The 2483-nt window shown below is 45.6% G+C and carries 3 protein-coding genes; 2 read left to right on the top strand and 1 reads right to left on the bottom strand.

Annotated features, from left to right (window positions below; translation table 11 throughout):
• Together QUB39_RS04035 and QUB39_RS04030 are read left to right on the top strand one after the other, a co-directional pair.
• A partial coding sequence (locus tag QUB39_RS04035; protein WP_333212873.1) for a hypothetical protein occupies positions 1–190 on the top strand: 190 nt, incomplete at its 5' end.
• Between the two features lie 469 nt (positions 191–659).
• A complete protein-coding gene (locus tag QUB39_RS04030; protein WP_333212871.1) occupies positions 660–1106 on the top strand; it encodes a hypothetical protein in 447 nt (148 codons plus the stop codon).
• Positions 1107–1332: 226 nt separating this feature from the next.
• On the opposite strand, the gene pheS is transcribed toward QUB39_RS04030, so the two are convergent.
• Positions 1333–2337 carry a phenylalanine--tRNA ligase subunit alpha gene (gene pheS, locus QUB39_RS04025; protein WP_333052935.1) on the bottom strand — a complete coding sequence of 335 codons (1005 nt, stop codon included), beginning with the start codon at positions 2335–2337 and terminating at the stop codon, positions 1333–1335.
• Positions 2338–2483: the final 146 nt, after the last annotated feature.

Genomic DNA, 2483 nt, shown 5'->3' with positions numbered 1-2483 from the left:
CTCTGTATTCTCTCCCTCTGCGTTCTCTGCGCCCTCTGCGGTTAAATCATTCCGATACAACCGGAAACGATATCATTCCTTAGAAGCGATATTTTATGACAATAATCGCCCGATTGATGATAGCTTGACTGTCGCACCTACTTATATCATTTCCGGTAACACCGTAATGATGTTGACTGTTGACGGTTGACTGTTGACGCCGTGAACAGTCAACTCTAATTTACTATTCCGAAGCTGCAACCGGAATTGATATAATTCATCTGCGTTAATCTGTGTTAATCTGCCTGTATCTGCGGTAAAAACAAGAAAATTGCTTAACCGCAGATGACAATTAATTGACGCTGATTCACGCTGATGCAGAGAAGAGATAGATGAATAATCCCGATGCTAACAGATTTGATATTAATTGTTAAATCTAAAATCTAAAATCTACAATCGACTCACCAAAGTTCAAGATTCCCAAGGGCGACTGGGGAGTCAACTCTAAAATCTAAAATCTAAAATCTAAAATCTAAAATTGACTGACTTTCCTGGCTTGAATCTATCAAAAGAGGGAACTTTTTTAACAGCTCATCGGTGGATAACCTCTATCTAGAGAACGGTTCCGCCGATCGCTCAAATCGAGTAAAAATAGAAGGTCACATCTCCTTTTGTATTCTATGAAACTGAATTATTTTACGAAACGGCTTTCGACTTTAGGGCGCTTGATGGCTACAACAGTCCTTTGCGTGTCAGCGATGGCCTTCGTTTGGTCTGGTGCGTTCTTCTCCAACACCGCAGCAATGGCTTCTCCTGCTGTAAACTCGATCGCAGCAGCAGATGCGGGCGATGCGGTTCAAGAAAAAGCTAGCAAAGATGCTGGACGAGCCAAGAACTTCATCCGAGATACAGAAGAGAAGGTTAAGGAAGCTGCCAAGACAAATGCTGCTAAAGTCGATCGAGCATCGGAGGATGGTAGTGTCGTAGAGCGCAAAGCTAAGAAAGATGCGGCCACAATTGAGAAAAGAGCATCGGAAGATTCAGCTCGGACTCAGGAAGCAGTAGATAATACCAAGAATGCTGTAGAGCGCGCTGTTGACGGCATCAAGGATGTTTTTAGCAAGTAGACAATAAATTAAGTAGGTAAGCGCAAAAAAACAATAATATCTTGCAGGGGCTTGTAGGGGCGGCTTTAGGGCTTATCTACAGTAAGGGCGAGTCATCGTTGCAGAACCCGCCCTCTCCCAAGTAATGTTTATTTGTACTTACTTACTTACTTACTTGAAACTGAAAGATTGATGTACATTGACCAAGACCTCTAGACGGCTCGTGTAAGCGACCCCAAGCCCTTCTTTAAAATTGCCGCAAAAAGCGCAAATCGCTAGCATAAACCCGGCGAATATCGTCGATTTCATAAAGTACCATTGCGAACCGCTCGACACCAAAACCGGCCGCAAACCCAGTATATTTTTCGGGATCTAAACCGACTCCTTTAAGAACATTAGGATCGACGGTTCCGCAGCCCAAAACTTCCAGCCATTTGCCGTTCCACTGCAAATCTACTTCGGCAGAAGGTTCGGTAAAAGGAAAGTAACTCGTGCGAAAACGAATCGGCAAATCTTGTCCGAACATTTGTCGCAAAAACTCTTTAATCGTGCCTTTCAAGTCAGTAAATGTCAGACCTTCACCAATTGCTAAAAGCTCAATTTGGTGGAAGACTGCTGCGTGAGTAGCATCAACAGTATCGCGGCGGTAAACGCGGCCGGGAGAGACAATCCGAATCGGCGGTTTGTGCTGTTCCATGTAGCGAATTTGCACTGATGATGTCTGAGTCCGCAGTAAGTCGCCGCCTGGTAGGTAAAATGTATCTTGCATATCCCGCGCTGGGTGGTCTGGCGGGGTGTTCAGCGCCTCGAAGTTGTAATAATCTGTTTCCATTTCCGGGCCGTTGGCGACGGTGTATCCCAGGCCGACAAAGATATCCAGAGCGCGGTCTATGACGGCGTTTAAGGGGTGAACGCGGCCTTGGGGGCGAAAAATCCCCGGCATGGTGACATCGATGGTTTCTGAGGCTAATTTGGCTTGGATTTGGGCGGTTTGGAGGGCGGCGCGTTTGTCTTCTAAATCTGCTTGCAGGGCTTCTTTGACTGTATTGGCGATCGCCCCTACTTTGGGCCGCTGGTCTGGCGACAGTTTGCCCATCATGCCTAAAATTTGAGAGAGTTGGCCTTTTTTGCCGAGGTAGCCGAGGCGCAACTGTTCGAGTTGTTCGAGGGTATTGGCACTGGCGATCGCACTTTTGGACTCTTGGCCGAGGGTTTCTAGTTGAGTTTCAATGTCGCTTAGCTGGACAGTCATTTTGATTTTAGATTTTAGATTTTAGATTTTAGATTGATGGCTGTTTTGGGCCAAGTTGAGTTTAGCGCAATTTTGGCTCGACAGCCTTGTTGATTTTAGATTTTAGATTTGAGATTTTAGATTGATGGCTGTTTTGGGCCAAGTTG

The sequence above is a fragment of the Microcoleus sp. AT8-B5 genome (genome assembly GCF_036705565.1).
Classification (GTDB): Bacteria; Cyanobacteriota; Cyanobacteriia; order Cyanobacteriales; family Microcoleaceae; genus Microcoleus.
Note: the sequence above shows the minus strand (reverse complement) of the source record. Positions and strands in the feature narration are given on the sequence as shown.